The organism is Pseudoalteromonas sp. S558 (genome assembly GCF_005886635.1).
Lineage (GTDB): Bacteria > Pseudomonadota > Gammaproteobacteria > Enterobacterales > Alteromonadaceae > Pseudoalteromonas > Pseudoalteromonas aliena.
The window spans coordinates 1-380 of record NZ_PNDU01000647.1; the positions used below are offsets into that span (position 1 = coordinate 1).

Sequence of the window (380 nt, forward strand, 5' to 3'; positions counted from 1 at the left end):
GGTTTTGCAGTCACTCAGCAGAAGTAATCTAACCAGACTTCAAATCACCCCCGAAGTCATGCATACGAACCCCGTTTCAAACGATCCTAAAGCAGATTTAAGTCGCATTTACCAGTACGGCTGTGATGAAAATTCACAACAGCAAGCAGTAAATTATTTTTATGCTTTTTTTTCTATGTTTGAAAAACTAGCAGCAAACCCTTATTTCTACCAATCAGTTGAGCATATACGTAAGGGTTATCGGCGAGCAGTCTGTTGTTCAGACAGTATTTATTAAAGGGTTACCGAAGAAATTGTAGAAATTATGTCTATTTTGGGTGGAATATATACACAAGAGAGGTTGTGAAAATTTAATCTGGAATACTAGCCAAGAAGATTTC

At 37.1% G+C, this 380-nt stretch carries 1 protein-coding gene; it reads left to right on the forward strand.

What is annotated here, in order from left to right; genetic code table 11:
* On the forward strand, window positions 1-277 hold a 277-nt coding region (locus CWB66_RS22550; RefSeq protein ID WP_212747855.1), incomplete at its 5' end, for a type II toxin-antitoxin system RelE/ParE family toxin.
* Window positions 278-380: the final 103 nt, after the last annotated feature.